This is a genomic window from Streptomyces sp. bgisy100 (assembly GCF_057709105.1).
The window spans coordinates 1-26,697 of the sequence record NZ_JBYITE010000040.1 but is presented as its reverse complement, the minus strand read 5'-3'; the positions used below and the strand labels follow the sequence as shown (position 1 = coordinate 26,697).

20 protein-coding genes and 1 pseudogene are annotated in these 26,697 nt (G+C 71.1%); 13 read left to right on the top strand and 8 right to left on the bottom strand.

Annotation, left to right across the window (positions count from 1 at the left end; translation table 11 throughout):
- Positions 1-233: 233 nt before the first annotated feature.
- On the bottom strand, positions 234-998 hold the full coding sequence (locus AC3EQ1_RS23470) for a GntR family transcriptional regulator (protein ID WP_432096310.1): 765 nt from the start codon (positions 996-998) through the stop codon (positions 234-236).
- A gap of 214 nt (positions 999-1,212) precedes the next feature.
- Between AC3EQ1_RS23470 and AC3EQ1_RS23465 the strand changes: the two genes are divergently transcribed.
- From AC3EQ1_RS23465 to AC3EQ1_RS23430, 8 genes and pseudogenes are all read left to right on the top strand, one after another.
- Positions 1,213-1,563, top strand: coding sequence for an SCO3933 family regulatory protein (locus tag AC3EQ1_RS23465; protein WP_488187170.1), 351 nt, complete (start codon positions 1,213-1,215; stop codon positions 1,561-1,563).
- Positions 1,563-1,769, top strand: a complete 207-nt coding sequence (locus tag AC3EQ1_RS23460; RefSeq protein WP_432096309.1) for a hypothetical protein — start codon at positions 1,563-1,565, stop codon at positions 1,767-1,769. Before AC3EQ1_RS23465 ends, AC3EQ1_RS23460 begins: the two co-directional genes overlap by 1 nt.
- Positions 1,770-3,101, top strand: a complete 1,332-nt coding sequence (locus AC3EQ1_RS23455; protein WP_432096308.1) for an FtsK/SpoIIIE domain-containing protein — start codon at positions 1,770-1,772, stop codon at positions 3,099-3,101.
- Positions 3,098-3,286, top strand: coding sequence for a hypothetical protein (locus AC3EQ1_RS23450; RefSeq protein WP_432096307.1), 189 nt, complete (start codon positions 3,098-3,100; stop codon positions 3,284-3,286). The genes AC3EQ1_RS23455 and AC3EQ1_RS23450 overlap by 4 nt, the downstream gene beginning before the upstream one ends.
- Before the next feature lie 112 nt (positions 3,287-3,398).
- The gene (locus AC3EQ1_RS23445; protein WP_432096342.1) at positions 3,399-5,078 is read left to right on the top strand and encodes a replication initiator; all 1,680 of its coding nucleotides are present in this window, start codon (positions 3,399-3,401) and stop codon (positions 5,076-5,078) included.
- Positions 5,032-5,214 (top strand): helix-turn-helix domain-containing protein, encoded by a 183-nt coding sequence (locus AC3EQ1_RS23440; protein WP_432096306.1) that lies wholly within the window; start codon positions 5,032-5,034, stop codon positions 5,212-5,214. The genes AC3EQ1_RS23445 and AC3EQ1_RS23440 overlap by 47 nt, the downstream gene beginning before the upstream one ends.
- A 46-nt stretch (positions 5,215-5,260) precedes the next feature.
- Positions 5,261-6,478, top strand: coding sequence for a tyrosine-type recombinase/integrase (locus tag AC3EQ1_RS23435; protein WP_432096305.1), 1,218 nt, complete (start codon positions 5,261-5,263; stop codon positions 6,476-6,478).
- Between the two features lie 96 nt (positions 6,479-6,574).
- Positions 6,575-6,892 (top strand): annotated as a pseudogene (locus tag AC3EQ1_RS23430) (phosphoribosyltransferase); the annotation flags it as partial.
- 230 nt (positions 6,893-7,122) lie between these two features.
- Here the strand turns inward: AC3EQ1_RS23430 and AC3EQ1_RS23425 are convergent.
- The 6 genes from AC3EQ1_RS23425 to AC3EQ1_RS23400 form a co-directional block, all read right to left on the bottom strand.
- The gene (locus AC3EQ1_RS23425) at positions 7,123-8,121 is read right to left on the bottom strand and encodes a Yip1 family protein (RefSeq protein ID WP_488187169.1); all 999 of its coding nucleotides are present in this window, start codon (positions 8,119-8,121) and stop codon (positions 7,123-7,125) included.
- Positions 8,122-8,286: 165 nt separating this feature from the next.
- Positions 8,287-9,654, bottom strand: coding sequence for an FG-GAP and VCBS repeat-containing protein (locus tag AC3EQ1_RS23420; RefSeq protein ID WP_432096303.1), 1,368 nt, complete (start codon positions 9,652-9,654; stop codon positions 8,287-8,289).
- 76 nt (positions 9,655-9,730) lie between these two features.
- A complete protein-coding gene (locus AC3EQ1_RS23415) occupies positions 9,731-11,332 on the bottom strand; it encodes an FG-GAP and VCBS repeat-containing protein (RefSeq protein WP_432096302.1) in 1,602 nt (533 codons plus the stop codon).
- Between the two features lie 381 nt (positions 11,333-11,713).
- Positions 11,714-12,955: an FG-GAP repeat domain-containing protein gene (locus AC3EQ1_RS23410; RefSeq protein ID WP_432096301.1), complete on the bottom strand. Its 1,242-nt coding sequence runs from the start codon at positions 12,953-12,955 to the stop codon at positions 11,714-11,716.
- A 197-nt stretch (positions 12,956-13,152) separates the two neighbouring features.
- Positions 13,153-14,034 (bottom strand): hypothetical protein, encoded by an 882-nt coding sequence (locus tag AC3EQ1_RS23405; RefSeq protein WP_432096300.1) that lies wholly within the window; start codon positions 14,032-14,034, stop codon positions 13,153-13,155.
- 428 nt (positions 14,035-14,462) lie between these two features.
- Positions 14,463-16,118, bottom strand: a complete 1,656-nt coding sequence (locus tag AC3EQ1_RS23400) for an FG-GAP repeat protein (protein ID WP_432096299.1) — start codon at positions 16,116-16,118, stop codon at positions 14,463-14,465.
- Between the two features lie 652 nt (positions 16,119-16,770).
- On the opposite strand from AC3EQ1_RS23400, the gene AC3EQ1_RS23395 reads away from it, so the two are divergent.
- Positions 16,771-19,437 carry a SpoIIE family protein phosphatase gene (locus AC3EQ1_RS23395; RefSeq protein ID WP_488187168.1) on the top strand — a complete coding sequence of 889 codons (2,667 nt, stop codon included), beginning with the start codon at positions 16,771-16,773 and terminating at the stop codon, positions 19,435-19,437.
- A gap of 388 nt (positions 19,438-19,825) precedes the next feature.
- On the opposite strand, the gene AC3EQ1_RS23390 is transcribed toward AC3EQ1_RS23395, so the two are convergent.
- Positions 19,826-22,117 carry a (Fe-S)-binding protein gene (locus tag AC3EQ1_RS23390; protein WP_432096297.1) on the bottom strand — a complete coding sequence of 764 codons (2,292 nt, stop codon included), beginning with the start codon at positions 22,115-22,117 and terminating at the stop codon, positions 19,826-19,828.
- 342 nt (positions 22,118-22,459) lie between these two features.
- Between AC3EQ1_RS23390 and dnaK the strand changes: the two genes are divergently transcribed.
- The 4 genes from dnaK to AC3EQ1_RS23370 all read left to right on the top strand — a co-directional run.
- Positions 22,460-24,313: a molecular chaperone DnaK gene (dnaK, locus tag AC3EQ1_RS23385; protein WP_351506787.1), complete on the top strand. Its 1,854-nt coding sequence runs from the start codon at positions 22,460-22,462 to the stop codon at positions 24,311-24,313.
- The gene (grpE, locus tag AC3EQ1_RS23380) at positions 24,310-25,002 is read left to right on the top strand and encodes a nucleotide exchange factor GrpE (protein WP_388854170.1); all 693 of its coding nucleotides are present in this window, start codon (positions 24,310-24,312) and stop codon (positions 25,000-25,002) included. The genes dnaK and grpE overlap by 4 nt, the downstream gene beginning before the upstream one ends.
- Positions 25,003-25,041: 39 nt before the next feature.
- Positions 25,042-26,229 carry a molecular chaperone DnaJ gene (gene dnaJ, locus AC3EQ1_RS23375; RefSeq protein WP_432096296.1) on the top strand — a complete coding sequence of 396 codons (1,188 nt, stop codon included), beginning with the start codon at positions 25,042-25,044 and terminating at the stop codon, positions 26,227-26,229.
- 1 nt (position 26,230) lies between these two features.
- Positions 26,231-26,697: heat shock protein transcriptional repressor HspR (locus AC3EQ1_RS23370; RefSeq protein ID WP_432096295.1), on the top strand; the 467-nt coding region annotated here is incomplete at its 3' end.

Sequence of the window (26,697 nt, the reverse complement as noted above, 5' to 3'; positions counted from 1 at the left end):
GCGGACATGCCGCCGCTGAGGATGTGGGCTGGCGGCGTCTGGACTGGGTCCGGTCGCTCCGAGGCAGAGAGAAGCCCCCGCTAGCGAGGCTGGCGGGGGCTTCTGGGTGTCAAGGGCAGGCGAGCGGTTCGGGCGGCTGCCGACCGGACGGGACCGGCCGGAGGCCGCACGCCCGGCCGAGGCGGCGGGCGCCCGGCGCGCCGTAGGTGCGCCCTTGAGGAAGTAAGGAAGGTTTACACCGATCCGCCTCGGGACCGGGTGGGCCGCTTGGGTGATGCCTTTTCGGTGGTGATCCGGAATGCCAAGTGTGTCTTGCTGGCGGCCGTGTGGAGCTCTTCACAGATCAGCGGATGGTCATCCGCGTTGTACGTGATGCGGTAGGTAACCAGGATGGGACTGGCATCGGTGAGGCCCAACGCGGCGCGCTCATCCGGGAGCGGCACCCGAGCGGTGACGTATTCGCACCACCACAACTCGTGGCCTGCGGCGGCAAGGTGGGCGTACAACTCGGTGACGGGGGCGTCGGGAGTGTCGGCCAACGGAGGAACCTCCGCGGCAATATGCATGGGGATGATCACCCGGTGAGTGAAGCGAGCACCGGTATTGGGATCGGCCATCGACCAATCGGCACTGAACGCGTCGGCAGCGTCATGGCTGTCTTGGCCCAAGAGTTCGGCAATCGTCCCCGTGAGGTGAGTCCTGGTCACGGCAGGCTGTTCCCGTTCGATCAGTTCGGGCGTGCTGTAACGCTTACCTGTCTTGCTGACGGTCCGGGACAGGGCTGCGGTGGGCGTATTCGTGCTGCGCACCATGGTGCCCTTGCCGTGGTGGCTCTCCACGAGCCCCATGCTGCGTAGTTCCGCGATGGCGGCGCGGACGGTCGGGCGGCTTACCCCGAAACGCTTGATGAGTTCGGTCTCGCTGGGGAGCAGCGAGCCTGGTGCGTAAGCGCCCGATGTGATCTCCTTCGCCAGCCGATCAGCCACCTGCATGTACATGGCGGACGGTCGGATGATCTCTCCTGGCATCCTGCTGCCCCCTGGTTCGTCGTAGGTGTCAGTGGTGTGTGGTACCGGCGTCAGTATGCCACTCGTCAGGATAAGAGGTTGCCCTAGCCGAACCGGATGACTCATTCTTGTCACTCATTAGGACGAGAGGCGGGCATGCCTCTCGTCGTCGTGTGACCGAAAGGAAGTGAATGCCGTGCAAAACATGCCCATCGACGTGGCCCGACTTGGGACCTGCATGTGCGTCGTGCCACCCGAGCCCCGCATCAACCCGGAGACGGACGAGCCTCGGAAGGACCGGGAGGGCCGGATTCTCTATGTCGTTGGAGTGTCGGTGCGTCAGCGGGACCGTCGGCGCGCAGACGTCATCGACGTGGTCGTACCGGGTGAACCGCGGGGCGTATCGGAGGGAGTGCCCGTGTTGCTGGGTGACCTAGTCGCTACGGCATGGGAGATCGACGGCCGCAAGGGTGTCTCGTTCCGGGTCTCGTCAATCACTCCGACTGGTCCCTCTGCGGCGGCGGCAACACCGCGGAACAAGGGCGGGGACGCCTGATGGACAACGTCAAGGCCTCAGACGTCGAACAGCTCATGACACACCTGCGGGTTCTCCGCGGCGTCGAGTCGCTGCTGAGCGTGATTGCCGACCCGGACACACAGCGGTGGCTTCTGAGCCTGGCGAGCCTCAACGGCGAACTGACAGCCGAGTACGGACGGCGTGTGCTGCTCGCCCTCGACGAGACCGGAAAGGAAGAGTCCTAGATGGTGTGGTCGCTGGTCGTATGGATCATTACGGCTCTGCTGATCCTCGGCGTGCTCACCCAGCGTTGGTGGGAACCGCGCTTGGCAGACAAGCGGTTCGACCTGCGGGCATTCCCGTGGCGTTGGTACTTCGCCGGCTTCCCCGCCGTGGCCATCCGGATGCGGTGGCGCTGGAAGCAGGTCTGTTTGATCAACGATCTGTCCATCTCCCGCCAGCCTCGTCGGACGGTGGTCGGCGACATGGTCGTGAAGGGCGACGCACTGCGGCAGGTGATGCCGCGCATTGGCCTGCCGCATGTGACGCCTACCGGGCTCGTGGTGCGGATCCGACTGAACCAGGGGCAGACACCGGCGCCGTTCTTGGCTGCTGCTGAGGCACTGGAGCATGCCTGGGAGGTTCACCGGGTGCGCGTGACGTCACCTCGTCGTCGTGAGGTGCTGGTCACGGTCACGGCGCGTGACCCGCTCGCGGAGGAGCCCATGTCCGAGGTGGCGCACCGTCCCAAGGTCCTGTTGGCTCGGGTCGGGCGTATCGAGGACGGCGGCGCTTGGGTCCTGGACTTCAAGAAGGTGCCTCACTGGCTCGTGGTCGGTGCCACGCGTTCGGGTAAGTCCACGCTTCTCGCCGCCCTCGTCCGGGAGCTGGCACCACAGCCGGTCGCCCTGGTGGGCATCGACTGCAAGGGCGGAATGGAGCTGGGCCTGTTCGGGCGGCGGCTCTCGGCCTTGGCCAGCACCCGCAAGGAAGCCGGTGCCCTGCTGGTCGCGCTGGTCGATGAGATCTCCAAACGCATGGCGCAGTGCCGTTCGGCTCAGGTGCGTTCGGTCTGGGAGCTGCCGGATGCCGAACGACCTGTACCCGTCGTGGTCCTGGTGGACGAGCTCGCGGAGCTGTACCTCACAGACGGTTCACGTGAGTCCCGGGATGAGGCGGCACGGTGCTCGACACACCTGCTGAGGCTGGCACAGATCGGCGCGGCCCTTGGGCTGCACCTGGTGGTCTCGGGGCAGCGCGTCGGCTCGGATCTCGGGCCGGGAGTCACCGCTCTGCGTGCTCAGCTCGGCGGGCGTATCGCTCACCGGGTCAACGACCCCACCACGGCAGAGATGGCGCTCGGTGACCTGTCGCCGGAGGCCGTGGACGTCGCCCAGCTCATCACGGAAGAGGAGCAGGGGGTTGCTGTCACCACGATCGGTGGCCGGTGGATGCGGGCCCGCTCGGTGCTGACCACGACCGAGGAAGCTCGGCAGACGGCAGCTGAGAGCGCCCACCTGGCGCCGGAGCTGCCTGTGCTGGTGGAAGCCATCAACAAGGAAGGGGGAAACGCATGACACAGGGAGAGGTCTACGTATTCGTCATCCTCCTGAGCATCGTTGTGGTGATGCTCGTGAGGAGCGGCGAGATCCGTGCATGGCAAATGATCGTCCTCGGGCTCTGGGGCTTCTATCTCGCCATGACGCCGCTGGCCAACTTCATTGCCTGGGCGGTCAACGAGCTCTCGGACCCATTCACATGAGCATCGCGATGACGGACACGCTGGCCATGACGATGGGCCCCGTCAAGTGCCCCGTCTGTGGGGGATCAGGCGGCCCGAGGGTCTGCACGGGGCACCTACGCCGACGGTGTCGATGCTGTCGGGGGCGCGGCTGGATCCGCTGACTCCGGGGCCGCGGGCCAGAGGTGCCGGCGCGACCCTGATCCCAACGAACACCCATCTCAACGAGGTGATTGCCCATGCCAACCGACCACATCCCACTTCCCCCGGCGGCCCTTCGCAGGGCTGCCCCCACAGAAAGGGCTCCTCCATGGAGTACGTGACCCCACGCCCAGACCCGATGACCAACGCGGACGCACGGCGCTCGGCTCTGGCTGCGGCCGAGCGCCTTCGCACTCTCTCCGAGACAGAGCGCGACATGATCCGTCTCGCCAATTCCCCCGGATTCCGTCGCTGGCTGGCACAGATCCACAACATCGGAGGCTGTGCGCACCCGATCTACCTGGCTGGGCGAACCACCGTCCATGACAGAGAGTCCGGGGAGATCCTTCGGCACTACGACACGGCGAATGAGCCAGGTGGGCGACTGGCCGTGCGGTGCCGCAACCGGCGGGAGACGCGGTGCCAGCCGTGCTCCTACCTGCACGCGGGAGACACCTTCCAACTTGTGCGGGCCGGGCTAGCAGGTGGGAAGGGAACACCCGGCCGGGTACGGGGCCACCCACGGCTCTTCGTCACTCTCACGGCACCTTCGTTCGGTGCGGTACACCGGGCGACGACCAACGGTGAGCGGTGCCAGCCTCGGCGTGACGGTGGAGACTGCGAGCACGGGAGGCGCATCGGTTGCGGCGCGGCTCACGGTGATGGCGACGCGTTGGTGGGTCAGCCCCTGTGCGTCGACTGCTACGACTACACCGGGCACGTTCTCTGGCACGCGTACGCCGGACGGCTGTGGAACCGCTTCTGTGACATGGTCCGCCGCAACCTGGCCACCTCGGCTGGCATCGCACAGTCCAAGTTCGCTGAACACGCACGGCTGTCGTTCGCCAAGGTCGCGGAGTACCAGCAGCGCGGCGCAGTGCACTTCCACTCCGTGATCCGCCTCGATGGCCCCTCCGGACCCGACGCGGCGCCACCCGCTTGGGGCACTGGGAAGCTCCTGGACGGCGTCGTCAGGGAGGCTGCGGCCACCGTCACGGTTCCAGTGCCGTACTCGGCGGCCTTCGGTGAGAGGTCCGTTCGCTGGGGCCGACAGGTGGACGTGCATGCAATTCGGGCCTTTGGTGGACCATCTCCAGTAAAGGACGATGCAGTAGCGGCCTATGTCGCCAAGTATGTCGGCAAGTCTGTTTCGGATGCCGGGGGAATCGACTATCGAATATCCTCCGTAGGTGAGATTCCGCGGTTCTCGATAAATTCCCACCTGCGGGCCCTCATGGGCACTTGCTGGCGTTTGGGTGGCCTTCGTGAATTGGAACCGCTCCGGCTGCGTGCTTGGGCGCACACCCTCGGATATCGGGGGCACGTCCTGACGAAATCCCGAGCCTACTCGACCACCTATGCCGAACTGCGGGCTGCTCGTGCTGAGTACCACGGGGTTGCTGGCGGTGAAGCGGTAGGGGGTGCTGACACCGTTACCGAGTCTGGATGGCGGTATGTCGGCTCAGGGCACACGCCGGCGGAGGCAGAGCTAGCGGCTGGCATCGCAGAGGACCTTGCCGTGCTGCGCGAAATCAGGCACGACCGGACGGTGAAGGGAGGTCGCCGTGAGGGGAGGGTCCAACAGGCTGCTGACACCGACTCAGACCGCTGACTACCTGGCCATCTCCCTGTCCACGCTCTACAGCCAGTGGCGGAATTGGGGTATCCCCGCATGCCGCGTTGGGCGCCATCTGCGCTTCCGTGAAAGGGACTTGGAGAACTGGATCGATCGACACACCGTCAGCTAGATGTGTAGAATCCTGGTGCTGAGTCCGAACGATGAGTGGAGGCTAGATGGGTGCCATCATCAAGCGGTGCGACTGCGAGGTGACGGCCTGGGAGCGGTGTGCCCATCCGTGGGTGGTCCGCTGGCGTGAGCCTGGGGGGCGCTCCGGGCGTCAGCGAGAGAAGACCTTCGAGAAGGGGGCCGCTGGGAAGAAGATCGCTGAGCGGTTCGAACGGAAAGTGGAGCGTGAGAAAGACACAGGCTCCTACATCGACCCCAAGCAATCGAAGCGAACCTTCGCCGCTGTCTGGCAGGAGTGGTTAAGCGCGGGTTCGGACGAGAATGCGCTAGCGCAGTCCTCGCGCGTGCAGTACCAGAGCATTTACAAGAATCACTTCGAGGGGTTCTTCGGGCGGCGCCCGATGGGGGCAATCACTGCGAGTGACATTGCGCAGTGGGAAACGGCCCAAAAGGAGAAGGGGTACAAGGCCTACGGAATTCATACGCGCAAGGTCGTTCTTGCGTCCGTGTTCAAGTATGCCTGGGAAGCGGAAATCATTCCCAAGAATCCATGCAAGAAGGCGGATCCCCGAAAGCGTAAGGATCCCGTGTATCGGCCGATCGATCCATCCGAAGTTCCGACAACGAGTGAAGTGGAAGCGATCTACGAGAACTTCCGTTCCTACTACCGCTCAACGGTCTGGTCCATGGCTGGGTGCGGGCTCCGCGTGGGGGAAGCGTTGGCCCTGTGCGAGACCAAATGGAACCAGGGGACCGGGTTCTTTACGGTCAACGCTCAGCTCTCGACCTTCGGTGAGAACGAGGGTGCAGGGCGGACGACCGCCATTCGGCCCGAAGTGAAGTGGTCGCGGAACGGTCGTCGGGTCCCCGTCCCCGATATCACGCGGGGTGAGTGGGGAAGTCACCTCAGCACGTACGGGACCTGGGGTGATGAGGGATGGTTCTATGAGTCGGAGACCTATGCGGGCCGGTTCCCTGCGCGCACAACCTTCCAGACCCGTTGGAACAAGGCGGTCGAGAAAGCCGGTCTTGAAGATCGAAAGCTGACTCCGAAGTCCTTGCGTCACTACTTCGCCTCAGTCGCCATCGGTGCGGGAGTGCCCCTGGTGGAACTGGCGCAGTGGATGGGGCACGCCAGCAGCAAGACCACGGAGCAGGTCTACGTACACCTGCTTCCTGGCGCGGAGGAACGGATCAAGGGCGCGGTGGCTCTGGCTGTCGCGCAGGATCTGTCGGAAGCGCTCACCCGGGTTCGGGTCGCGTAGCTCGTGCTGACCCCCAGCGTGGCACCGTACTGAGCTGGTGCTGACTTGAGGTGCAGTGATCAGGCATCGTGCCTGGTTACTGCGCCTCTGGTCTTTAACGTGGAGTTCTACACCGGGGTCGGCACCACCCTCGACCTGCCCGTGATGCTGCCGCCCGTGCCGAACGTGGTGGACCTCAGCGAGAAGAAGGTGCTCGTCGCGGACGACGTCGCCGACACCGGCAAGACGCTCAAGTTGGTGCACGACTTCTGCGCCGGGCACGTCGCGGACGTGCGGTGCGCGGTGATCTACGAGAAGCCGCAGTCGCTGGTGAAGTGCGAGTACGTCTGGAAGAAGACCGATCAGTGGATCAATTTCCCCTGGTCGGTCGAGCCGCCCGTCGTCCGGCGCGAGGGCCAGATCCTGGACGCCTGAGCCGGATCCCGGCCGCCCGCGGGCGGCCGGACAGCGCACGGGAAGGCTGCAGCGCGCAGGAAAGCCACAGCGCACAAGCAAGCCACAGCGCAGGGAAAAGCCCGGGCCGGACCTGTTCTCACAGGTCCCGGCACCGGGCTTCTGCGCGATGTAGCGCGGGCGGGCTGCCCCGCTCCTGCCGCCCGTCCAGCCTCCGCCGCCCCGGCGGCAGAAGCTGTGCGGAGTGTGTCCTACAGCGTGCCCAGCTTGATCAGTGCCAGCAGCGCGACCAGCTGGATCGCGGAGGCGCCCAGCGCCTTCGGCCACGGCAGGTCGTGCGACTTGCTCACCATCGCGGTGAACAGCGCGCCCGCGGCGAACCAGGTCGCCCAGCCCAGGACCTGCACCAGCGAGCTGTCGCCGCCGAGGAACATCGCGAAGAGCAGCCGCGGCGTGTCGGTCAGCGCCATGATCAGCATCGACAGGCCGATGGTGGGCTGCCAGGCGCCGTCGCCGCCCAGCTGGCGGGCGAGCGTGTGCGTCACCGCGCCCAGCAGCAGACCACTGATCACCACGGCGATGCCGGTGCTGACCACCCACGGGATGCTGTTGGAGAGTGTGGCGTTCAGCACGTCCTCGCGGGCCTGGTCGAAGCCGAACACGGCGACCAGGCCGTACACGAAGGTGACGATGAGCGCCGGGCCCCAGACCGGGTAGTCGCGCATCTGGAAGAACGTGGCGCCCGGCCGCAGCACGATTCCGCTCAGCAGCTCCTTCCAGGGCAGGCGCGGGCCCGCCACCGGGGCGCCGGACCCGCCGGCGCGGTAGGTGCTGCCCTGCGGGCCGTCGTCGTACGGGGCGTAGCCCTGGTCCGGGCCGTAGGCGTCCGGGCTCTCGCCGATGCTGAACGCCTGGGTGTGCCCGGGGTTGTTGGCATGAGCATCCGGTCCCGGGCCGCCCTGGCCCTGGCCCTGGTACGGCGCATAGCCCTGGTCCGGGCCGCCGAAGTACTCCGGCTCGTCACGGTGCCCGCCGCCCGGGCCGGGGCCGTATCCGGCGCTCGGGCCGGGGCCCGGCGCGTAGGCGTTCGGACCTCCCGGTCCCGCGCCCTGCCACTGCTGCCCGGCGTGCGGCGGCACGGGCTGACCGCCGTACGGCTGCCCGCCGTTCCCGTACGGTTGCTGCTGCCCCTGTTGACCCTGCCGCGCCGAGCGGGAGTCCCGTCCGCGTCCCATCCTGAATCCAGCCACCCTTCGAACGTACCTGCTTGTGCAGACGTGCATGCCGCGCTCATGGGTTCAGTCCGGGGTTTGCTGCCGAGCTGTGACATCCCCTACGGGCTCCCCCGAGGGGTGCGCCCGAGGCTCCGGGGCGGGTGTGCGGCACCGCCACGCAGCCCCGGGCCGCGCGAGGGCTCAGTTCGGGAACCCCGAGCCCATGCGGGTGAGGAGGTACGAACCGGCGGCGGAGGGGCCGGACGCGGTGCCCGGCAGGACGTATCCCACATCGTCGCCCGGGGCGCTGACGACCAGTTCGGCCCGGCCGTCGCGGTTCAGGTCCCGCAGCCGCACGTTGTTGCCGAAGGTGTCGTCCGACGCGGGAGTGCCCACGATCCCGGGGGAGTTCTCGGCGAACCAGCTCGAACGGGTGCCCTTCAGGCCGCCGGAACCGCCGCGGAAGACGGTGACCCCGCCCGCGTACTCCTCGGAGCCCACGGATTCGCCCGGGACGCCGACGGCGAGGTCCGCGTAGCCGTCGCCATCGGTGTCCCCCGCGCTCAGGGCATCGCCGAAGCGGTCCTCACGTTCCCGGGCGCCGGTGACACCTGCGGTGCCCTGGGTGAGCCGGACGGTGCGGCGGCTGCTGCTCGGTCCGCCCGAGGCGCCGTACCAGAGGGTCACGGAGCCCTTGCCGGCGTCCTCGTCGGGGTCGCCCAGGGCGATGTCGCCGTAGCCGTCCCGGTCGAAGTCCCCGATGGCGGCGTTCGGGCCATGGTCGATCGCCCGACGGGCGTCGATGGTCTTCTTGCGGCCCGGGACGAGTCCGGCGGCGGAACCCTTGAAGAACCACGCCTCGGTGCGGTTCGTGCGAAGGCGGACGCCGAGGACGACCAGGTCGGTCCGGCGGTCGGCGGTGACCTTGCCGGCGGCCAGGGAGCCGGGGGCGAAGTCGCTGCTGCCGACCTCGCTGACCCGCCCGGCGCGGCCGGACCGGGTGAACGGACCGCGGTGCAGCCAGGTGTCCACGCCGCCGATGGCCGCGATGTCGGGGGAGCCGTCGCCGTTGAAGTCACCGGTCGCGAGATCGGTGCCGAAGCCGTACGGGGTGTCCGTCCGGTCGCGGAGGGGGGTGCCGCCGGACAGGCCGCGGGCGCTGCCCCAGACGATGACGACGGATCCCTTGCCCCGGTTCTCGGCGGGGTTGCCGACGACGAGGTCGGCGTAACCGTCCTTGTTCAGGTCGGCGTTGGCGAGCTCTTGGCCGAACGAGTCGTCCTCCTCACCCGATCCGGGGATGCCGGGGCTGTCCTGGTGGATCAGCTGGTGCCTGTTGTCGTCCAGGCGGCCCGAGGCGGTGCCGTAGACCACGACGACGGCTCCGCCGGTGAAGCCTTCTGTCGTGCTGCCTCTCAGGTCGTAGGAGTAAGCCAGGTCGCGGTGGCCGTCGCCGTTGAAGTCGTCGTAGTGCTTGGCCGGGGCGGCGGAGGCCGGGGCGGCCAGGGGGAGCGCCGGGGCGAGCATCAGGGTGGCTGCGAGCGCGGCGGTGCGTAAGCGCGGAAGCATGAGGTCCTCGGGGTCGGGTGTCGGTGACGGAGTGGTACGGGGTGTGCGCGTGCGGACGGGGGCGTCAGCCGGAGCCTCAGCCGGAGATGAAGCTCTCGTACCGGGGCAGGCCGGCGGGGACCGCGCTCGTGTCCAGCGGGGAGCGCAGCAGGGCGCCCGCCCCCGCCGTGGTGACCGACGTGCCGTCGGAGAGCAGGGTCACCAGTGAACCGACGCCCTCCTCCGCGGAGTCGGCGCCGACGGTCAGGTCGGCCCGCCCGTCCCCCGTGAGGTCGGAGAGGACGACCGTGCCGCCGAACACCTCCGGTAGGTCGGGGGAGCCGGGGACGCCCGGGGTGCCCTGGTGGAAGGACTGCACGTGGCCGGTGTTCAGGCCCGTGGAGGAGCCGTAGACGACGGTGACGGAGCCGGTGCCGGCGGTCGCGGGCAGCTTCTCGTGCGGGGTACCGACGGCCAGGTCCTGGAAGCCGTCGCCGTTGATGTCACCGAGAGTCACGGCGCGGCCGAACCCGTCGCCGGCCTCGGAGCCGCCCGGAAGGGCGCCGGACTCCTGGGTGATGGTGTCCCTGCGGCGGGTGGGGCCGAAGGGGGAGCCGTAGACGACGTCGACCCTGCCGCCCCGGGCACCGGTGCCCTCGGGCAGTCCGCCGACGAGGTCGCCGTAGGTGTCGCCGTTGACGTCGCCGATCGCCGTGAACGCACCGGCGGGGAGCTGCTTCGCCCTGGACGCGTCCGGACCCGAAGCGCTGCCGGGCAGAAAGGAGTTGGCGTGGCGGGCGTGGGCGCCCGCGGTGCCCGATGCGCCGCCCACGACCAGGTCGGTGCGCTCGTCGGCGGTCACCTCGCCCGCGGTGAGCCGGACGATGCCGCGGCCCGTGCCGCCCCGTACCGGGGTCCGGACGTCCTGCCGGGCGCCCGCGGTGCCGGTCCGCGCGATGCCGCGCTTGAAGATCCGCAGGGTGGCCGAGGCCGTTCCCACCGCGAGGTCGGTCCGCCGGTCGCCGTCGAAGTCCCCGGCGGCCAGGGCCTGTCCGAAGCGGCTCCGCGCCGTCGGGGCCGGGCCGGCGAGGGTCGTGCCACCGGTGAGGCCCGCCGCCGAGCCCCAGAGGATCTGCACGCTGCCGGCGGCCCGGATTCCGGGGCTGCCCTCGGAACGTTCCCCGGAGCCGCTCGCGGAGCCTTCCCCGGAGGTGCCTTGGGGACTGTCCCCGGGGGTGCCTTGGGAACGGTCTCCCGAGGTGCCTTGGGAACGGTCCTCCGCCGTGTCCTCGGACAGGCCCCCCGACGCGGCTGCGTGGGGCACGCCCACGGCCAGGTCGGCGTAGCCGTCGTTGTCGAAGTCGCCCACGGCCGTGGCGTGGCCGAAGCGCTCGCCCCGCTCCGCGGTTCCCGGTACGCCGGGGGTGTTCCGGCTGACCGTGGTGCGGCGGGCGGCCCCGGCGCCGGACGGTGACCCGTGGAGCACGGTGACCGCGCCCGCGTTCCGCCGGCCGGCGACGGTGGCGTCCGGCGTGGGGACGACGAGGTCCCGGAAGCCGTCCCGGTCGAAGTCGGCCTCGGCGACGCTGCCTTCCGCGCCCGGGGAGGCGGTTGCGGGGGTGCCGGCGAGGGCGAGCAGTCCGCCGGTCAGCGTCGCGGCCACCGCTGCGGCCAGGACGGTACGGAAACGCTGGTGCACGCGGAGATCTCCTGTGCCTGCGGGGGATGCGCTGCGGCATCCGCAGAGGGGGTGGCGGGCCGGCCCGCCGTGCGGTTCCCGGCGGACGGGCTCGGGCCGCACGACGGTCGGCGATCGCAAGACCTCGCTCAACGGCCAAGGGTTGTACGGAAAGTGAGACTTTTTATTCGTGGCGTGTCTGAACTGCGTCCGTCGGCTGGGGCGTTATCCCCTGCCGAAGCCCCTTCGGCGCGCACCCGGCGTACGCAACTCCCGTACGCCCCCTCCGCACGCACCCGCCGTACGCCCCTCCCGCACGCCCTCCCGCATATGCCTGCCACGGCAGGCCCGCTGCCGTCCCGCCGCCGTCCCACGGGCGTTGGGCGCCGGGCGCCGCTCCCGTCAGCGGTCCCCCGCGAACACCGCCGTGCTGAAGGTGCGGGTCGGCTTCGCCCGCAGGCCGTCGCGGGTGCCGGGGTGGATCGTGATCAGGTCACGTTCGTCGCCCCGGCGGGTACGGACCACCAGGTCGGCCCGCCGGTCGCCGTCGAGGTCGGTCAGGGCCAGCACCGTCGTCTCCGCGGAGCCGCTGCCCGGGAGCCCGGCCACGGGGACCGTACGCGCGGTACCCGCCCCCGCCCCGGAACCCGCCCCGGCCCCGGAACCCGCACCCGCTCCGCCCCCGGCACCACCGGCGCGCTCCAGCACCTTCACCCGCCGACCGGTGCCGTCCGCCACCAGCTCCGCCGTTCCGTCGCCGTCCACGTCCCCCGCGTCGCGCCAAGCGCGCGCCACCGTGTAGGCGCCGCCGGGGCGCACCGGGCCGAGCGGGCCGCCGAGCAGCAGACTGCTTCGCTTGCCCCGCACCACGAGGTCGTCGGCCCCGTCGCCGTTGGCATCCGCGGCCGGGAGGGGGCGCGAGAGCAGCGTCCCGGGGACCGGGCGCGGGGCACCGGCGGCGTGCGGCGCCCCGGCGCGGGTGAACGGACCCCGCAGCAGGCTGATCCGCGAGCCGCTCGCCGTCAGCACCAGGTCCTGGCTGCCGTCGCCGTCGAAGTCGCCGCAGACCGGCTGGTCCGGCCACTCGTTCCCGGCCCGCGCCCGGCCGGGGACGCGCAGCTTCACGGCCTTGCCGGCGAGCCCGTGCGGCCCGCCGAACAGGATCTGGTGCGGCACCGGAGGCCGCCCGATGCCGTCGTACGGGGGGTCGGTGCCGATGAGCAGATCGGTGAAACCGTCGTCGTCGAGGTCGCAGGTGGTCTCGGCGTCGAACGCGGCGGGCAGGGTGCCGCCGGACGGAGCGGCGTACCGCCCGGGGGAGACGAGTTGCCGCGTCGCCGGGTCCGGGCCGTGGGCCGACCCGTAGACGACGCCGATGCCCGCGTCGTCGCCGTGGCTCTCCCGGTGGCGCTTGACCAGCTCGTCGAGGACCAGGTCCGGGTGGCCGTCGCCGTTGAAGTCGTCCTCGGCGCGGCTGCCGTCACCGCGCGGTACGGGCCGCAGGGGCGCCGCCGAGGGGCGGTGGGCCCGGGACGTGCGCCCCGCGCCGTCCGCCCCGCCGCCCGGTGCGGCGCAGCCCGCCAGCATCAGCGCGGCGCAGCCCAGACCCGCCGCAGTGACCCGTATCCGCACAACCCACCCCATCCGCCCCGCCGGACCGCCCGGCACCCGCGGCTGACACTCTCGCTCCGCGGGGGCCCGGCGGCAAGACGCCGGGGAGTGGGCTTCGTCGCAGGCCGGAGCGGGTGTGACGCCGTCCGGCAGGCGAGTGGATGCGGGGCCCGAGCGGACAGCCCGCGGGTATCACTGCTCCCCGGCGCCCGAGCGGACGGTCCGGGGTGTCAGCGCACCCCGGCGCCCGGGGTGTACTGCGGCCAGGCGTGCTGGTTGGGCAGATAGGCGAGCATCTCGTCGGGGATGGTGGACGGGGCCTCCCAGCCGGAGGCCGGCAGCGGCCCGCCGTACGGGTCGTAGCCGAGCGTCGTCGTTCCGGAGTCCCGCCGGTGCCGGCCGGCCCGGTCCTCGGGAGCCGGGCAGGGGAGCGGCTGCCCGGTGAGGCGCCCCTCGGCGGAGAGCTGCTGGACCCGGGCGACCAGCCGGGCCAGGTCGAGGCCGAACTCGTCGGCCAGGACGCTCAGGTCGATCCCGGACTGCCAGCTGTCGATGAGGACCACGTCCATCGCCGAGGTCCACGCCGTCTCCCGGGCCATCGGGTTCTCGACGCCGGTCGTCATCGGCATCTCGACGCCGGTCTGCGGGACGTCGAAGTACTGCGGGGTGGGCTGGTGGAGGTACTGCTGCTGCGCGGCGTGCGGGGCGGCGTGCTGCGGGACGTGCGGCTGCTGCGGAACGTAACTCTGCTGGGCCGGGGCCGCCTGGACGGGCGCGGGGGCCGGGGCCTGTGGGACGGGCGCGGGCTCGGGCAGCGGCTCCTCCTCCGGCTCCGCGGCCGGCGGGGTCGCGCCGATGACGTTCTCGGCCACCCGGCGGGCGTCGTCCTTGCCCACGGTGCGCCGGGCGACGCGCACCTCGCGCTCGCTCAGCCCGAGCAGGTCGGCGACGGAGCTGTCGCTGCCCACGGTGACCGCGAACGCGGCCAGCAGGCGTGACCTGTGCGCCTGTGTCTCGTCCAGGGCGCTCTGCGCCGACTTCACGTGCTCGTCGCTGAGGCAGAAGGCCTCCGCCAGCACCGTATTCCGGTTCCACAACTGCCGGGGGTCCATGCCGCGTCCAACGCCCCAGCCGCACCTGGGGAATCGTTCCTGGGGCAGGCTGCACCCGAACAGAGGATTCGTCGCACCTATACCAAGAGCGGTTAGTAGGCCGTGCGGGGCGCCGACGGGGCCGGTCCCCCGGCCGTCCGGTGGCACCCCCCTCGGGCCGCGGCGGACGTGCCGGGGTGTGGGCACCCGCAGTGAGCCGCCGCGAGCCGCCCGAGGCCGCCGGGCCCGCCACCCGCCGCGCCCCCCTCGGGAGTCCGAGGCCACCGGACCCGCGCCGACCGGACCCGCGCCGACCGGACCCGCGCCGACCGGACCCGCGCCGACCGGACCCGCGCCGACCGGACCCGCGCCGACCGGCCCGGCGGCGAGGAGCGGGTGGTGGCGGCCCACCGACCCCGACCGCACCCCCGCCGGACCTGACCCCCCGCTCAGTCGTCGATCGCCGCCCCGAAGCGGGCGTCCGCGGCGGGAGCACCCAGCGAGCCGCCGTCGAAGGTCCAGGAGCCCGTGGCGGTCACGCCCGCGGTGCCGGACGGGAGGAACCACAGCACGCCGTCGCCGGTGTTCTCGCCGGGGGCCGCGGCCAGGAGGCCGAAGGTGCCGTTGCGGTCCGGGTCGGCCAGCCGGACCTGGCCGCCGAAGCGGTCCTGCTTCTCGGGGGCGCCCGGGACGCCCGCCGTGTCCTGGTTGAAGTCCTTGACGCGGGTCGTGGTCAGCCCCGCCTTCGAGCCGCGGAGCACCCAGACGGCGCCCGCGTCCGCCACCGTGCCGAGGTCCTCGCCGGGGGCGCCGATCGCGAGGTCCGTGTACCCGTCGGCGTCGGTGTCGCCGAGGGAGAGGTCGGCGCCCCAGCCGTCGCCGCGCTCGGCGCCTCCGGGGACGCCCGGCGAGTCCTGGGTCCACCACTGCGGCGGGGTGCCCGGGCCCTCGGTCCCGGCGGGGCCGTCGGGGCTGCCGTAGTACACGCCGACGGTGCCGCCGGTGGTGGTCGCCCCGCCGTCGTCCGGGCTGTTCGGTTCGCCGGTGACCAGGTCGTCGTAGCCGTCGCCGTTGAGGTCCCCGGAGGCGGCGACGGGGCCGCCGCGCAGGTCGCGCCCGTACTCCAGGCCGTCCTCCCGGCCGGAGAACTGGACCGACCAGCCGTGGCCGGGCTCCTCGCCGGTGCTCAGGCCGGAGACCACCAGGTCGGCGAAGCCGTTGTGGTCGTAGTCGCCGGTGGTGAGGGTCTGCGGGCGGATCACCCGGGGCCCGTCGGCCGCCGCGGTGCCGCTGCCGTTCTTCGCACGGGTCCCGGTGTCCCGGGCCGCGCGGCCGGTGAGCAGCGATCCGGTGCGCTCACGGACCGCGCGCTCCGCCGTACCGCCCGCGTCCGCCCGGCCGCCCGTATCCCCCCGGCTGTCCGCGTCCGCCCGGCCGTCCGCCCGGCCGTCCGTCCGGCCGTCCGTCCGGCGCTCCCGGGCGCCCGGCTGCCCGGCGGGCTCGAAGGTGTAGAGCTCCAGGTCGTCGCGGTCCAGGACGGCCAGCAGGTCGCCCGGGGTGCCGGCGGTGAAGCGGGCCGCGGCCAGGCCCGCGCCGAAGGACTCCCCGGCTCTGGGCGCGGAGGACTCCAACCACTGGCTCGACGCCCCGCTCAGCCCCGTGGCGGACCCCCAGAGGATGACGAGGCCGCCCGCGTCGGCGGCGGTGCCGAGGTCCTCGCCGGGGATGCCCACGATCGCGTCGTCGTAGCCGTCCGCGTCCAGGTCCCCCGAGGCGAGGGCCCTGCCGAAGGCGTCGCCCGGTTCGGCGGCGCCGGGCACGCCCGCGGTGCCCTGGTGGATCACGGCCCGGTTCCCGGTGGTGATGCCCCGGGAGGAGCCGTACTGCACGGTGACGTACCCGGCGCCGCGGTCGCCGCCGACGGTGCCGCCGGGCGCGCCGGTCAGGACGTCCTCGCGGCCGTCGCCGTTGAAGTCGGTGTTGCGGTCGGAGGCCTGGGTCCCGCCGGGTGTCCCGGCGTGGGCGGCCGGGGCGGCGACGATCGCGGCACCGGTCAGCAGCAGGAACGAGGCCGCGGCGACGGCGGTCGAGCGGTACATGCGCACGAAACGGCTCCTTGTGATGAGGAAGGCCGGGCTGGTGCGGGGGTGGGCGGAAAGGGCCCGTCCTTTCCGGCGCCTGTATGACGGCGGATGCGGGGGAAGGGTTGTACGGCTCCGGTGGGCCGGGGACGGCGGAGGGCCGGGCTCCGGGGCGCGGGCCGCGGTGCGGCGGACGGCGCCCGGCCAACGGAAGGTTGTGAACAGGGGAAACGCCTCCGGTGCCGGCCGGGACGGGGCCGGTCCACGCGGGCCACGTTCCGCAACGCCGTTACGGGGTAGGCCTGTTGACGGACAGGACCGGCCGCCGGGCCCGGACCGGGGACGCGGGGCCCGCCGCGGAGGCGGCGCGCGGACGCCGCCCCGGGTGCGGGGCGCGGCCGCGGCGCCTCGGAGAACGCGGGAGGCAGACGGCGCCGTACGGGCCTGTTGTCGGCCGAGGGCCCGTGGGCCCACCGTTCGCCCACCGGACGTGGGCAGTGCTAGAAATAAGGATATGGCCGGACTTTTCGGCCGATCTTGGGAGCAGTCGGTTCTCTCGCCGGCCAACTGGCTCCCACGCAGTCGGCGCGAGCGCCCGCGTTCGGGACGAGAAGAGCGAGAAGGGCACGAACCGAAGGTCCCGCCGTCGTCCCCGGGGCGGCACTGGCGCTCGATGATGGATGTGCGCAGCGTCGCCGGGCAGGTGTTCGTCCTGCAGGTGGCGCTCGTGGTGCTGCTCGTCGTCGCCGCCGTCGTCGCCCTGGTGCTCCAGTCCCGGCACGACACCGGACGGGAGGCCCGCAACCGCTCGGTCGCCGTGGCCCAGTCCTACGCCAACGCCCCCGGCATCAAGGCCGCCCTGGCCCGGCGCGACCCGTCGGCCGTGCTGCAGCCCCTGACCGAGGTCGGGCGGAAGGCGGCGGGCGTCGACTTCATCGTGATCATGGATACCAACGGGATCCGCTACACCCATCCGATCCCGGACCGGATCGGGAAGCGGTTCGTCGGCACCATCGAACCGTCGCTGAACGGGCAGGTCTTCACCGAGCGGGTGCACGGCCCCCTCGGCTACGAGGAGCAGGCCGTGGTGCCGGTCAAGGGGAACGACGGCAAGGTGCTCGGGCTGGTCTCCGCCGGGCTCAAGGTCAACAACGTCACCAGCGTCGTCGACCGGCAGCTGCCGATCATCTTCGGCACCGGCGCGGCGGCGCTGCTGGTGGCGACGGGGGGTACGGCGCTGGTCACCCGGCGGCTGCGCCGCCAGACGCACGGCCTCGACCCGGCCGAGATGGCCCGCATGTACGAGCACCACGACGCGGTGCTGCACGCCGTGCGGGAAGGCGTCCTGATCGTCGCGGCGGACCACCGGCTGCTGCTCGCCAACGACGAGGCGCGCCGGCTGCTGAGCCTGCCGGCGGACGCCGAGGGCCGCGCGGTCTCCGAGCTCGGCCTGCCGCACCGCATGGCCGAGCTGCTGGTCTCCGGGCGGGCCGCCAGCGACGAGGTGCACCTGGTGGGGGAGCGGCTGATCGCCGTCAACCACCAGCCGACGGACCGCGACGGCGGACCGCCGGGCAGCGTGGCCACCCTCCGGGACACCACCGAGCTGCGGGCGCTCACCGGCAAGGCCGACAGCGCCCGGAAGCGGCTCAAGCTGCTGTACGACGCGGGGGTGCGGATCGGCACCAGCCTGGACGTGGTGCGCACCTGCGAGGAGCTGGCGGAGTTCGCGGTGCCCCGGTTCGCCGACTTCGTCACCATCGACCTGGTGGACCCCGTGCTGCACGGCGAGGAGCCGACCGGCAGCGGCGCGGACATGCGCCGCACGGCGACCAGCGGCATCCGGGAGGACCACCCGCTCTACCCGCTGGGCCGGCTCATCCACTTCGTCCCCTCCACCCCGCAGGCCTGGGGGTTCTCCAGCGGGCAGGCGGTCATGGAGCCGGACCTCACCGCGTTCGGGGGCTGGCAGGAGCAGGACCCCGATCGGGCCCGGCGGATCGTCGACTTCGGCATCCACTCGATGATCACCGTCCCGCTGCGGGCCCGGGGCGTGGTGCTGGGGATGGCCAGCTTCTGGCGTGCCGAGAAGCCCGAGCCGTTCGAGGAGGACGACCTGTCGCTGGCGGAGGAGCTGGTGGCGCGGGCGGCGGTCAGCGTCGACAACGCCCGCCGGTACACCCGCGAGCACACCATGGCCGTGACCCTCCAGCGCAGCCTGCTGCCGCGCACCCTGCCCGACCAGACCGCGCTCGACGTCGCCTACCGCTACCTCCCGGCGCAGGCCGGGGTGGGCGGCGACTGGTTCGACGTCATACCGCTGCCGGGGGCGCGGGTGGCGCTGGTCGTCGGGGACGTCGTCGGGCACGGACTGCACGCCACCGCGACGATGGGCCGGCTGCGCACCGCGATCAACAACTTCTGCACCCTCGACATGCCGCCCGACGAGCTCCTCTTCCACCTCGACGAGCTCGTGGCCCGGATCGACCAGGACGAGGCCCAGGAGGGCGGCGGCGAGGCGATCACCGGGGCCACCTGCCTGTACGCGATCTACGACCCGGTCTCGCGGACCTGCACCGCGGCCCGGGCCGGGCACCCCCCGCCCGCCGTGGTCCACCCCGACGGCAGTGTGGACTTCCCGGAGCTGCCCAGCGGGCCGCCGCTGGGCCTGGGCGGCATGCCGTTCGAGACCGGCGAGCTGCGGCTGCCGGAGGACTCCCGGCTGGTGCTCTACACCGACGGGCTCATCGAGGACCGCGACCGGGACATCGACGAGGGCCTGGAGCTGCTGCGCACCGCCCTGTCCGGCCATCCGGAGCGGACCCCGGAGGACACCTGTGACGCGGTGCTCGAAGCGCTGATGCCGGACCGGCCGGTGGACGACATCGCGCTGATCGTCGCCCGGACGCACATCGTCCCGGAGCACCAGGTCGCCGAGTGGGACGTCCCGTCCGACCCGTCCGCGGTCGCCCGGGTGCGGGCGGACGTGACCCGGAAGCTGGGCGAGTGGGAGGTGGACGAGGACATGGTGTTCACCACCGAGCTGATCCTCAGCGAGCTGATCACCAACGCCATCCGCTACGCCACCGGCCCGATCCGGGTGCGGCTGCTCCGCGACCGCAGCCTGATCTGCGAGGTCTCGGACACCAGCAACACCTCGCCGCACCTGCGGCGGGCGGCCACCACGGACGAGGGCGGCCGGGGGCTCTTCCTCGTCGCCCAGTTCGCCGAGCGGTGGGGCACGCGCTACATCGCCGAGGGCAAGATCATCTGGACCGAGCTGCCCCTCCAGGGCGGCGTCCGGCAGATCATGCCGTTCGACCTGGAGGCGGAGGAGCTGTAGGGCCCCTTGGGCCGAGCGGGTCGGGGCCGTGGCGTCGCGGAGCCGCTGACAGGCCGGCAGGTCCCGGGGCGGTTGTGGGGGCGTCCAGGGGCCGTTGCGGGGGCGCTCTCGCTCCCGGGGGCGCCGGGGTGGGCCCGTATGCGCCCGGGTCCGTGCCGTGCCGGCGGGACCGTCGCCGTCCCGGCAGAGCCGACCGTCGGCCCGGCAAGCCGACGGCCCCCGGCACTCGGACGGCTCCCGGCAACCCCGACGGCCTCCGGCACCCCCGTTCCCCCGCCCCGGAAAACGCCGACGGCCGGCCCCGCGCGATGCGGGACCGGCCGTCGGCGTTTCCGGGGGAGGAGGCGCGATGCCGTCGGGCCCTCGGGCCCTGCCGGCGCCTCCTCGGCTACTTCACCGGCTCGGGCTCCGGCTCGTCCGCCGGCTCGGCGTCGCCCGCCGGGTCGGACGGCGGGGTCTTCACCGAGTCCAGGAGCAGCTGGGCCACATCCACGACCTGGAGCGACTCCTTGGCCTTGCCGTCGTTCTTCTTGCCGTTGACCGAGTCGGTCAGCATGACGAGGCAGAACGGGCAGGCGGTGGAGACGATGTCCGGGTTGAGGGACAGCGCCTCGTCCACGCGCTCGGTGTTGATGCGCTTGCCGATCCGCTCCTCCATCCACATGCGCGCACCGCCGGCGCCGCAGCAGAAGCCCCGCTCCTTGTGGCGGTGCATCTCCTCGTTGCGCAGGCCCGGCACCTTGGCGATGATCTCGCGCGGCGGCGTGTAGACCTTGTTGTGGCGGCCCAGGTAGCAGGGGTCGTGGTAGGTGATCAGACCCTCGACCGGGGTGACCGGGATCAGCTTGCCCTCGTCCACCAGGTGCTGGAGCAGCTGGGTGTGGTGGATGACCTCGTACTCGCCGCCGAGCTGCGGGTACTCGTTGGCGATGGTGTTGAAGCAGTGCGGGCAGGTCGCGACGATCTTCTTCTTGGACTTCTCGACCGTCACGCCCTCGTCGCCCGCGGCGGAGCCGCTGTCGGACGGAGTCTCGCCGAAGGCCATGTTCAGCATCTCGACGTTCTGCTGGCCGAGCTGCTGGAACAGGAACTCGTTGCCCAGACGGCGGGCGGAGTCACCGGTGCACGCCTCGTCGCCGCCCATGATCGCGAACTTGACGCCCGCGATGTGCAGCAGCTCCGCGAAGGCCTTGGTGGTCTTCTTGGCGCGGTCCTCCAGGGCGCCGGCGCAGCCGACCCAGTAGAGGTAGTCGACCTCGGTGAGGTCCTCGATGTCCTTGCCGACGACCGGGACCTCGAAGTCGACCTCCTTGGTCCACTCCAGCCGCTGCTTCTTGGCCAGGCCCCAGGGGTTGCCCTTCTTCTCCAGGTTCTTGAGCATCGTCCCGGCCTCGCTCGGGAAGGACGACTCGATCATCACCTGGTAGCGGCGCATGTCGACGATGTGGTCGATGTGCTCGATGTCCACCGGGCACTGCTCGACGCAGGCGCCGCAGGTGGTGCAGGACCAGAGGACGTCCGGGTCGATGACGCCGTTCTCCTCCAGGGTCCCGATCAGCGGGCGCTCGGCCTCGGCCAGGGCCGCCGCCGGAACGTCCTTGAGCTGCTCCTCGGTGGCCTTCTCCTCGCCCTCGGCGTCCTTGCCGCCGCCCGCGAGCAGGTACGGCGCCTTGGCGTGCGCGTGGTCGCGCAGCGACATGATGAGGAGCTTCGGGGAGAGCGGCTTGCCGGTGTTCCAGGCGGGGCACTGCGACTGGCAGCGGCCGCACTCGGTGCAGGTGGAGAAGTCGAGGATGCCCTTCCAGGAGAAGTGCTCGACCTGGGAGACGCCGAACTGGTCGTCCTCGCCCGGGTCCTCGAAGTCGATCGGCTTGCCGCCGGAGACCATCGGCTGCAGCGCGCCGAGCGCCACGTCGCCGTCCGCCTCGCGCTTGAACCAGATGTTGGGGAAGGCCAGGAAGCGGTGCCAGGCCACACCCATGTCGGTCTTGAGCGAGACCGTGATCATCCAGATGAAGGATGTCGCGATCTTGACCAGCGCGAAGAAGTAGGTGAGGTTCTGCAGGGTGCCCAGGCTCAGGCCCTTGAAGAACGCGACCAGCGGGTACGAGATGAAGAACGCGGGCTCGTAGTGCTCCACGCCGTGCTGGGCGCCCTCCAGGGCGTGCAGCGTGACGATGCAGATGCCGACGATGAGGATGACGGCCTCGACGAAGTAGGCCTGGCCGGTGTTGGAGCCCGCGAACCGGGACTTGCGGCCGGCCCCGCCGGGCCTGCTCATCTGCCGGATGACGATCAGGGTCACGATGCCGACCGTCGTCAGGGTGCCGATCAGCTCGACGAACATCTCCCACGGCAGCCAGTCGCCGATGAACGGGATCAGCCAGTCGGCCTGGAAGAGCTGGCCGATGGCGTTGACGATCGTCAGCAGCAGCGAGAAGAAGCCCACCGCCACGAACCAGTGCGCCACGCCGACGACGCCCCAGCGGTTCATCCGGGTGTGGCCGAGGAACTCCTTGACCACGGTGATGGTGCGCTGCGTGGGGTCGTCCGTGCGGGAACCGGCGGGTACGGGCTGGCCGAGCCGTACGAAGCGGTAGATCTGCAGGATGGCACGGCCGAACAGCGCGACGCCGACCGCGATTAGGACCAGCGACACAATGATCGCGGCGAGTTGCATTAGGGGGCTCCTCGGGCCTGCGAGAGCTGTCTGGGAGGCTGTGTCCCCCTGCGGGCGGGCACCGGGACCCCAGACTTACTAAGCGGTAACTTTTCCAGTCTTGCTGACATTACCCAGGATCGCAGGCCGCATGAAGCCGCCCGGCCGGTGATCTGCGTCGCCCAGGCAACCCTTCGCTGTCGCCGCCGCCCCGGCCGCCCCGCCCCGCGGACCCCTTCCTTCCGGCCGTGACATGCCATCCCGCATAAGACTTGAGTAAGGGTGACTCAGGTCTGTTGACAGGGAAAAGTGGATCATGCACGCTTGAGTCTGTTCCGCTCAAGTCCTCTGGAGGAAGCGATCATGGCACGTGCGGTCGGCATCGACCTGGGTACGACGAACTCCGTCGTCAGTGTTCTCGAAGGCGGTGAGCCCACCGTCATCACCAACGCCGAGGGCGCCAGGACCACGCCGTCTGTTGTGGCCTTCGCCAAGAACGGCGAGGTGCTCGTGGGCGAGGTCGCGAAGCGCCAGGCGGTCACCAACGTCGACAGGACCATCCGGTCGGTCAAGCGCCACATGGGCACCGACTGGAAGATCGACCTGGACGGCAAGGACTTCAACCCGCAGCAGATGTCTGCGTTCATTCTGCAGAAGCTGAAGCGGGACGCCGAGTCCTACCTCGGGGAGAAGGTCGCGGACGCGGTCATCACCGTCCCGGCCTACTTCAACGACTCCGAGCGCCAGGCCACCAAGGAGGCCGGCGAGATCGCGGGTCTCAACGTTCTGCGCATTGTCAACGAGCCGACCGCGGCCGCCCTCGCCTACGGGCTGGAGAAGGACGACCAGACCATTCTGGTCTTCGACCTCGGCGGCGGCACCTTCGACGTCTCGCTGCTCGAGATCGGCGACGGCGTGGTGGAGGTCAAGGCCACCAACGGTGACAACCACCTCGGTGGTGACGACTGGGACCAGCGCGTCGTCGACTACCTGGTCGAGCAGTTCAAGAACGGCCACGGCGTCGACCTGGCCAAGGACAAGATGGCCCTCCAGCGCCTCCGCGAGGCCGCGGAGAAGGCGAAGATCGAGCTGTCCTCGTCCACCGAGACCACGATCAACCTGCCGTACATCACGGCGTCCGCCGAGGGCCCGCTGCACCTGGACGAGAAGCTCACCCGGGCCCAGTTCCAGCAGCTCACCTCGGACCTGCTCGAGCGCTGCAAGACCCCGTTCCACAACGTCATCAAGGACGCCGGCATCCAGCTGTCCGAGATCGACCACGTGGTCCTCGTCGGTGGCTCCACCCGGATGCCCGCCGTCGCCGAGCTGGTCCGTGACCTGACCGGCGGCAAGGACGCCAACAAGGGCGTCAACCCGGACGAGGTCGTCGCCATCGGCGCCGCCCTGCAGGCCGGTGTGCTCAAGGGCGAGGTCAAGGACGTCCTGCTGCTCGACGTCACCCCGCTGTCCCTCGGTATCGAGACCAAGGGCGGCATCATGACGAAGCTCATCGAGCGCAACACCACGATCCCGACCAAGCGCTCCGAGATCTTCACGACGGCCGAGGACAACCAGCCGTCCGTGCAGATCCAGGTCTACCAGGGCGAGCGCGAGATCGCGGCGTACAACAAGAAGCTCGGGATGTTCGAGCTCACCGGCCTCCCGCCGGCCCCGCGCGGCGTCCCGCAGGTCGAGGTCACCTTCGACATCGACGCCAACGGCATCATGCACGTCGCCGCGAAGGACCTCGGCACGGGCAAGGAGCAGAGGATGACCGTCACCGGTGGCTCCGCGCTGCCGAAGGACGACATCGACCGCATGATGCGCGAGGCCGAGCAGTACGCGGAGGAGGACCACAAGCGCCGCGAGGCCGCCGAGACCCGCAACCAGGCCGAGCAGCTCGTCTACCAGACGGACAAGTTCCTCAAGGACAACGAGGAGAAGGTCCCGGGCGACGTCAAGACCGAGGTCGAGACCGCGCTCACCGAGCTGAAGGAGAAGCTCGAGGGCGACGACACCGCCGAGATCCGCACCGCGACCGAGAAGGTCGCCGCGGTGAGCCAGAAGCTGGGCCAGGCGATGTACGCCAACGCCCCGGCGGACGGCGCGGGCGCGGCCGGTGCCGGCGCCGAGGGCGACGGTGAGGCGAAGGCCGACGACGACGTCGTCGACGCCGAGATCGTCGACGAGGAGAAGCCGAAGGGCGGTGCCGCGTGACGGAGGAGACCCCGGGCTTCGACGAGCAGCCCGACGGCTCTCCCTCCTCGCCTCCCTTCGAGGAGGGGTCCGCCGCCGCGCAGGGTCCGCACGCCGCGGGCCGGGACGGCGCAAAGGCCGACGGGTCCGCCGAGCAGGCGGGCCCGGCGGCCCCGGCGGGGGACGAGCTGCAGACCGTGGGCCTGCAGGCGCAGCTGGACCAGGTGCGGACGGCGCTCAACGAGCGCACGGCCGACCTCCAGCGCCTCCAGGCCGAGTACCAGAACTACCGCCGCCGGGTGGAGCGGGACCGGATAACGGTCAAGGAGATCGCCGCGGCGAACCTCCTGACCGAGCTGCTTCCGGTGCTCGACGACATCGGCCGGGCGCGGGAGCACGGTGAGCTGGTCGGCGGCTTCAAGTCGGTCGCCGAATCGGTGGAGGGCACGGCCGCCAAGATGGGGCTGCAGCAGTTCGGCAAGGAGGGCGAGCCCTTCGACCCGCTGATCCACGAGGCCCTGATGCACAGTTATGCGCCCGACGTCACCGAGACGACGTGCGTGTCGATCCTCCAGCCGGGGTATCGCATCGGCGAGCGGACGATCCGTCCCGCACGGGTCGCCGTGGCCGAGCCGCAGCCCGGAGCCCAGCCCAAGGGCGACGGGGGCGACGGGCCGGACGAGGAGAGCGGTGGCCCGGACGAGGGCTGACGCAGCAACAGGGACAGCAGGAGAGGAGGGGCGTCGGGAATGAGCCTGAGCAGGGACTTGCTGGAAAAGGACCTCTACAAGGTTCTCGGCGTCCCCAAGGACGCCACCGAGGCGGAGATCAAGAAGGCGTACCGGAAGCTCGCCCGCGAGTACCACCCGGACGCCAACAAGAACGACGCCAAGGCCGAGGAGCGCTTCAAGGAGATCTCCGAGGCCAACGACGTCCTGGCCGACGCCAAACGCCGCAAGGAGTACGACGAGGCGCGCGCGCTCTTCGGCAACGGAGGATTCCGTGCCGGTCCGGGCGCGGGCGGCTCCGGCAACTTCAACTTCGACCTGGGCGACCTCTTCGGAGGCGCCCAGGGCGGGGGCGGAGCGGGCGCGGGCGGCTTCGGCGGCGGCGGAATCGGTGACGTCTTCGGGGGTCTGTTCAACCGCGGGGGCCCCGGCACCCGCACCCAGCCGCGCCGCGGCCAGGACATCGAGTCCGAGGTGACGCTGAGCTTCACCGAGGCGGTCGACGGGGCCACGGTCCCGCTGAGGATGTCCAGCTCGGCCGCGTGCAAGGCCTGTTCGGGCACCGGCGACAGAAACGGTACTCCTCGGGTGTGCCCGACCTGTGTCGGCACCGGTCAGGTCAGCCGCGGCGGCGGTGGCGGCTTCTCCCTCACCGATCCGTGCGTGGAGTGCCGCGGCCGCGGTCTGATCGCCCAGGATCCGTGCGAGACCTGCAAGGGCAGCGGGCGCGCCACCAGCTCCCGCACCATGCAGGTGCGGATCCCGGCGGGGGTCGCCGACGGCCAGCGCATCCGGCTGCGCGGCAAGGGCGCGCCGGGCGAGCGCGGCGGACCCAACGGCGACCTGTACGTCGTGGTGAACGTCGATCCGCACCCGGTCTTCGGCCGCAAGGGCGACAACCTCACCGTCACCGTGCCCGTCACCTACCCGGAGGCGGCGCTCGGCGGCGAGGTCAAGGTGCCCACCCTCGGCGGCCCGCCGGTCACGCTCAAGCTGCCGGCCGGGACGCCCAACGGGCGCACCATGCGTGCCCGCGGCAAGGGCGCGGTCCGCAAGGACGGCACCCGCGGCGACCTGCTGGTCACCGTGGAGGTCAGCGTCCCCAAGGACCTCGGCGACGAGGCGAAGGAAGCGCTGGAGGCCTTCGCCGAGGTCACCGCGGGGGAGGACCCGCGGGCCGAGCTGTTCCAGGCCGCGAAGGGAGCATGAGATGGACGGCCGAGGATTGCCCGGAGGCAGGGGCGGCAGGAGCCGCAACCCCTACGAGCTGACCGACGAATCGCCCGTCTACGTCATCTCGGTCGCCGCTCAGCTCTCGGGTCTGCACCCGCAGACCCTGCGGCAGTACGACCGGCTGGGCCTGGTCTCCCCGGACCGCACGGCGGGCCGGGGCCGGCGCTACTCGGCCCGGGACATCGAGCTGCTCCGGCAGGTGCAGCAGCTGTCCCAGGACGAGGGCATCAACCTCGCCGGCATCAAGCGCATCATCGAACTGGAGAACCAGGTGACGGCGCTCCAGCAGCGGGTCGCCGAGCTCCAGCAGGCGGTCGAGGGCGCGGCGGCGGCCATCCAGCAGCGCGAGGCCGCGGTGCACGCCTCGTACCGCCGGGACCTGGTGCCGTACCAGGACGTCCAGCAGACCAGCGCGCTGGTGGTCTGGCGGCCGAAGCCGAAGCG

Bases quoted from the DNA above. Each gene is read 5' to 3' on its own strand.
- dnaK (WP_351506787.1), top strand. From the start codon at position 22,460: ATGGCACGTGCGGTCGGCATCGACCTGGGTACGACGAACTCCGTCGTC.
- dnaJ (WP_432096296.1), top strand. From the start codon at position 25,042: ATGAGCCTGAGCAGGGACTTGCTGGAAAAGGACCTCTACAAGGTTCTC.
- AC3EQ1_RS23465 (WP_488187170.1), top strand. From the start codon at position 1,213: ATGCCCATCGACGTGGCCCGACTTGGGACCTGCATGTGCGTCGTGCCA.
- AC3EQ1_RS23405 (WP_432096300.1), bottom strand. From the start codon at position 14,034: ATGGACCCCCGGCAGTTGTGGAACCGGAATACGGTGCTGGCGGAGGCC.
- AC3EQ1_RS23395 (WP_488187168.1), top strand. From the start codon at position 16,771: ATGGATGTGCGCAGCGTCGCCGGGCAGGTGTTCGTCCTGCAGGTGGCG.
- AC3EQ1_RS23410 (WP_432096301.1), bottom strand. From the start codon at position 12,955: ATGGGGTGGGTTGTGCGGATACGGGTCACTGCGGCGGGTCTGGGCTGC.
- AC3EQ1_RS23455 (WP_432096308.1), top strand. From the start codon at position 1,770: ATGGTGTGGTCGCTGGTCGTATGGATCATTACGGCTCTGCTGATCCTC.
- AC3EQ1_RS23445 (WP_432096342.1), top strand. From the start codon at position 3,399: ATGCTGTCGGGGGCGCGGCTGGATCCGCTGACTCCGGGGCCGCGGGCC.
- AC3EQ1_RS23470 (WP_432096310.1), bottom strand. From the start codon at position 998: ATGTACATGCAGGTGGCTGATCGGCTGGCGAAGGAGATCACATCGGGC.
- AC3EQ1_RS23390 (WP_432096297.1), bottom strand. From the start codon at position 22,117: ATGCAACTCGCCGCGATCATTGTGTCGCTGGTCCTAATCGCGGTCGGC.
- AC3EQ1_RS23435 (WP_432096305.1), top strand. From the start codon at position 5,261: ATGGGTGCCATCATCAAGCGGTGCGACTGCGAGGTGACGGCCTGGGAG.
- AC3EQ1_RS23450 (WP_432096307.1), top strand. From the start codon at position 3,098: ATGACACAGGGAGAGGTCTACGTATTCGTCATCCTCCTGAGCATCGTT.
- AC3EQ1_RS23420 (WP_432096303.1), bottom strand. From the start codon at position 9,654: ATGCTTCCGCGCTTACGCACCGCCGCGCTCGCAGCCACCCTGATGCTC.
- AC3EQ1_RS23460 (WP_432096309.1), top strand. From the start codon at position 1,563: ATGGACAACGTCAAGGCCTCAGACGTCGAACAGCTCATGACACACCTG.